General features: G+C 46.9%; 2 protein-coding genes. One reads left to right on the top strand and one right to left on the bottom strand.

Annotation, left to right across the window (positions count from 1 at the left end):
- On the bottom strand, positions 1 to 275 hold a 275-nt coding region (locus A3729_RS31685), incomplete at its 3' end, for a helix-turn-helix domain-containing protein (protein ID WP_156497953.1).
- A 42-nt stretch (positions 276 to 317) separates the two neighbouring features.
- On the opposite strand from A3729_RS31685, the gene A3729_RS13695 reads away from it, so the two are divergent.
- Positions 318 to 963 (top strand): response regulator (locus tag A3729_RS13695; RefSeq protein ID WP_156497952.1); only part of this gene is annotated, 646 nt, incomplete at its 3' end.

Genomic DNA, 963 nt, shown 5'->3' with positions numbered 1-963 from the left:
AGTTGTACTAAATCCTGGTATAGCTGCTTGACTGACTTACGCTGCTTTCGATGCTTTTTCACCTCACGGTGAAGCCAGCAGGTTAAGGTCTTCTCGTAGTCATCCAGCTTACTCGGCGACTTCCTTGCAGGGTAGCTTGGGTCTAAATTTCTATTATTGAGGTATTTACGAACAGTATTTCGTGACAATCCGGTCTTCCGAGCAATCGATCGAATCGATTGTCCCTCCCGAATATGCCAGCGTCGAATTACGCTTAGTAGAGCCACGTCTATCACTCCATTTTCTCCTGCTTTGCTGAAGCAGGGATAGGTTTATACGTGGGTCAAAATTCGATGCAAATATATGGCTTTAGTGGGTCAGTTTTGGGTGCAAATCAACAGCTAGGGAAGGAAATTATTGTTAAACAAGGCATCCAGGTATCCCTTGCCAACAATGGTGAAGAAGGCTACGAGAAAGCCATAAAAGGCAATTTCGATTTCATATTAATGGACATGCAAATGCCTTTAATGGATGGCTGCCAAGCTACCGAAAAGATACGGGAAAGCAATCAGAAGATCCCTATCATCGCGATGACCGCAAATGCCATGGCAGAAGACAAAGCAAAATGTCTTGCCTCGGGCATGAATGACTACGTGACCAAGCCCGTCAATGACAATGAGCTCTTTTCTGCCATTCTCAAACATGTCAAAGGCATCAGACAAAAGCAAAATCAAGCGCTATGCCCTCAGGAACAGCACCTTTCGGAACCAATCGAGCAGGTACAAACTGCCTCTGCGCCAGAGGAAAGCAGAATAAGTCAGGAGCTGTCGACTGAAGTCGAGGAAGTCGAGGAAGTCGAGGAAGTCGAGGAAGTCGAGGAAGTCGAGGAAGTCGAGGAAGTCGAGGAAGTCGAGGAAGTCGAGGAAGTCGAGGAAGTCGAGGAAGTCGAGGAAGTCGAGGAAGTCGAGGAAAGTTTAAGCTCGG

The sequence above is a fragment of the Oleiphilus sp. HI0043 genome (assembly GCF_001634935.1).
Note: the sequence above shows the minus strand (reverse complement) of the source record. Positions and strands in the feature narration are given on the sequence as shown.